Source organism: Hansschlegelia zhihuaiae (genome assembly GCF_004103825.1).
Lineage (GTDB): Bacteria > Pseudomonadota > Alphaproteobacteria > Rhizobiales > Methylopilaceae > Methylopila > Methylopila zhihuaiae.
The window spans coordinates 282,686-286,524 of sequence record NZ_RYFI01000001.1; the positions used below are offsets into that span (position 1 = coordinate 282,686).

1 protein-coding gene and 1 pseudogene are annotated in these 3,839 nt (G+C 72.9%); one reads left to right on the forward strand and one right to left on the reverse strand.

Going from position 1 to position 3,839, the window contains the following annotated elements; all coding sequences use genetic code 11:
* A pseudogene (locus tag EK403_RS22085) lies at positions 1 to 2,470 on the reverse strand (hypothetical protein); the annotation flags it as partial.
* 340 nt (positions 2,471 to 2,810) lie between these two features.
* Between EK403_RS22085 and EK403_RS01340 the strand changes: the two are divergent.
* Positions 2,811 to 3,839: D-alanyl-D-alanine carboxypeptidase family protein (locus tag EK403_RS01340; protein ID WP_245479441.1), on the forward strand; the 1,029-nt coding region annotated here is incomplete at its 3' end.

The following is a 3,839-nucleotide window of genomic DNA, read 5'->3' on the forward strand; positions in this document are numbered from 1 at the left end:
GCTGCTCGCCCGTCATGCCGCTCGCCACGTAGAGCGCGGCCAGCACGATGAATGCGGCCGCCAGACCGAGGATCAGCGGCTTGCGGCGCGCCTTCAGGGCGCCGAGCGCGCCGGCGAAGCGCGAGGGGCCGGTTTCGCCGCGGGGCGCGTCTTCCGCGACCTCGTCCTCGGCCGCTGGTTGCGCGGAGGCCCGGCGAGCCGCCGCAATGAGCGATGCGGTGACCTGAGCCGCCGTCTGCGGCGGCTCAGGCAGGCTTGCGGGCTCCCGCCGCGCGGATGCGCCGGGCTCGATCGGATGGTCGGGCGCGAGCCCCGAATAGGGCTTGAAGAAGGACGCATCGTCCTCCGAGCGCGGCATCCGCCGCGCGGGCGGGGCGGCCGTCTCGGTCTCGTCCATCTCCGCCATGGCGCGACGCGCCGCGGCGTGGGCCGCCTCCCTGGGGTCGGCCGGCTCCTCGGGCCTATGGCGCTGCTCGACATGTCGTTCTGCGCGCGGCGGCTCGGTGGGCGCAGGCGCGGCGACGGCGATCGGCCCGCGGTCCTCCATACGTTCGAGCAGACGTTCCAGCGTGGCGCGCACCGCCTCGATCGTGTCGGCGGCGCGCCGTTCGCTCTGCGCCGTCGAAGCGCGAAGCTCGACGAGGGCGCGCGCGATCTCGTCCTGGACGCCGTCGTCCTGCCGCGACTCTGCTCCCACCGCCTCGCGGGCGGCCGCGACGGCGGATTCGACGCAATGCGCGCCGAGATCGGCGCAGCTGCGCTCGATCCTGACGGCGAGCCCCGAGAACGCGGCGTGCAGGTCCTCCATCCGCTCGCCGCTCAGGTCGATGTTTTCGGCGATGCGCGCGACGTCGGCGGCGAGCGCGGGAGCCGCCTCCGCCTCCACCCCCGAAGCGACCCGCGAGGCGAGCAGCTGTTCGGCGATGGTGCGGACCGATTCCTCGATGCGCTCGAAGGCCACGCCGCGCGCGCGGGTCGCAGCCGCCATCGACTCCATGCGGTCGCCGAGACCCTCGATCCGGCCGGACAGGGCCTGGAACGGGGCGTCGCGGTCCTCGTCGCGGTCGGCCGCGACGGCCTCGGTCAGCGCGTCGATGCGGCCGGACAGCGCCTCGACCGCGCCCTTCACGGGCTCGGCACGCTGAGCGGAGATCGTCCTGGTCAGCGCCTCGATCTGCCGGCCGAGGCCGTCGAGCGCGTCGGCGCGCGCGACCGGCGCGATCTCGGCGCGCACGATGTCGGCGACGCGCTCGACGGCCTCGTCGCCGCGGTTCGCGATGTGGTCGAGCTTGAGGTCGACCGAGTCGACGCGGTCCGCCAGCCCTTCGAGCGCCTTGAGCGCGGGGCCGATGGCGGATCGTCCCTTGAGGCCCTCGGTCAGGGCGTCGATCTGACGGCCAAGGTCGGAGACCGTTTCGGCGCGCGGCATTCCGTCGATCTCGGCGCGGATCGCGGCGTTGACGCGCTCCTGGGCGTCGAGCCTGCCGATGAGCGACTGGATCTCGGCCGCGATGCCCTCGACGGCGGCGGTCCGGGGAAAATGATCGAGCTCTGCGCGGACCTCGTCGACGCGGCGCGACAGCGACTCGATCGCCGCCTCGCTCCGGGGCCCGAGCGTCTCGAGCCGCGACGAGATCGCGTGCAGTTCCTCGGCGAGCTCCACGATCATCTGCGGGCTCGCGGCGTCCGAGCGCATGCGGTCGACCTCGGCCACGAGCGCGTCGATGGCCCGGAGCGAATCGCCGTCGAGCCGCGCCGGACGGTCCTGGCCGAGGCGGCTCGCGAGCTCCGCCATCTCGCGCGCGAGGCCGTCGATCTCGGCGCGGGTCGGCAGGTCGCTCACGGTGCGGCCGAGCCGGTCGAGCTCGCTCCGGAGCTCGTCGACGAGGCCCGGCGCGCGTGGTTCGAGGGGCGCCGGCCGCGCCGTGGCCGGCGCAGCGGGCTGGACCGTCGGCTTTGGCGGCGCGGGGCGCTCCGGCTCGTCGGGGAGGTCGAGCGCCTTCTGCCGCGCGGCGATCTCGGCGAGCGCGGTACGGAGCGAGGCGACCGGGGGCGTCTTGGGCAGCGGTTCGGGCGCAGGCGCAGGCTTAAGCGCCGCCTTGGGACGATCGTTCAGGCTCTTGGCGAAGTCGGCGAGCCGCGTCTCGAGCTGGGCGGGCTCATCGACTCGGGCTGCTTCGTCGCGGGGCCGCGCCGGCGCGGGGGCCGCGACCTCGGCGGGGCTCGGGGCCGCGGCCTTGGCGCTTTCCGACCAGCGTGCCAGACCTTCGAGCGCGCTGGTCAACCGGTCGCCCGGCTCGATATCGCGCGTCGCGAGCAGCGAGACCAGCCGTTCGAGCTCCTCCGGCGCTGGATCGCCGGCGCGGCGCGCGTCTGCGAGGCGCTGAGCGAGGTCGGCGAGCGGGTGCTCCGCCCTCGCCCGATCGCCCGCCTGGCGGCCGACGTCCTGGCGGCCCCTCGGATCGCTCACGCTCATTGGTCCACCCCGAGCGCCCCCGCGTCGCGCACGGAGGACGGTTCGGCCGACCCAGCGCGACGCGCCGTTCGACCCCTTTCAGGGACTTTTTAGCGATAGGGTAAACAAGCCGTTAACCATGCTCCCTGCGCGTAAGGTTTTCTTAGCGGAAGTTACCATTTTCGACCGGAATCCGGATCGGCGGCGCCCCGCTCCGCGCAGCGCGCGGACGCATCGAGCCCCCGTGATTGGCTTTTCGGTCCCCGACGGATATGGATGAAGGCCGTCGGGGCGTCGCGCGCCGCTCGAAAGCAGACAGCGGCTCGCGTCCAATCACGAGTGTGACGAGTAGCCGATGACGACGACGATCCGCCGCCGTGTCGCGGCCGCCGCATTCGCTCTCCTTTGCGCGATGGGCGCCGGCCGGGCCGAGGCCGCTCCCCTGCTCGTGGTCGACCTCGCGAGCGGCCAGGTGCTCGAGGCCCGCGAGGCGACGACGCCCTGGTATCCGGCGTCGCTCACCAAGCTGATGACCACCTATGTGGTGCTGAACGCCGTGAAGGCCGGCCGGCTGACGCTCCAGACCCCGCTGGTCTACACCGAACGCGCGCAAGCCGAGCCGCCGAGCAAGATGGGCTTCCAGGTGGGCCAGACGGTGACCGTCGACGACGCGCTCAAGATGCTTATGGTTCAGTCGGCCAACGACATCGCCTTCCTGCTCGCCGAAGGCGTCTCGGGCGGCGTCGAGGCGTTCGTCGCCGAGATGAACCGCACCGCCCGCCAGATCGGCATGCAGAACACCAATTTCGTGAATCCCAACGGACTGCCGGTCCGTCCAGGTCCCGACCTGCAGCGCACCACGGCGCGCGACATGGCGGCGCTCGCGATCGCGCTCTACCGCGACCATCCGGAGATGGCTTCGCTGTTCGCGCTCGACGCCATCAAGATCGGCGACCGCACGATCCGCAACCACAACGGCCTGATCGGCCGCTATCCCGGCGCGGACGGCATGAAGACCGGCTATGTCTGCTCGTCCGGCTACAACGTGGTCGCGACCGCCTCGCGCGGCGGGCGGCGGCTGGTGACGGTCGTGCTCGGCGCCTATTCGCCGCTCGAGCGCTCCGAGATCGCGGTCGACGCTTTCGAGCGCGGCTTTTCGGCAGCCAAGGCCCTCGGCCCGATCGCCTCGCTGCCGACCCCGACGGCCGCTTTCCCGGTCGACCTCCGCTCGGAGATGTGCGGCAAGGAGGGCGCAAAGGTCCGGGCGGCGCGCCGGCTCCAGCTCGACGCCCATCCCTGGGCGGACCGGCTGAAGTCGAAGCCCGCCGTGTCGCCGGTGATGGTCTACGCGACCCCTGTGGCCGGCCAGCCGCAGGGCGCCGCC